The 218-nt window shown below is 29.8% G+C and carries 1 protein-coding gene; it reads right to left on the reverse strand.

Going from position 1 to position 218, the window contains the following annotated elements; all coding sequences use genetic code 11:
* A partial coding sequence (locus ACRBBL_RS01555; protein ID WP_431367273.1) for a DUF5916 domain-containing protein occupies positions 1 to 218 on the reverse strand: 218 nt, incomplete at both ends.

Here is a 218-nt window from a genome sequence, read left to right on the forward strand (position 1 = left end):
ATGTTTTTTACATTGTTATAATCTATAAAGTATACAAAACGAAGTGATACTGTATGGTCAATAGGTTCGTCAAAAAGTCTATTCAAACTATCAAAATATGTAGCTTCTGAAGCTTCTGTTTGATTGAATATTTGATTTCTATACAATGCCGTTAAAAAACTACCAGGCGCAAATTGCCATGTATAGCTTAAATCTAAATTCCATGTGCTAAAGTTGAT

Source organism: Kordia sp., from assembly GCF_050633145.1.
Classification (GTDB): domain Bacteria; phylum Bacteroidota; class Bacteroidia; order Flavobacteriales; family Flavobacteriaceae; genus Kordia.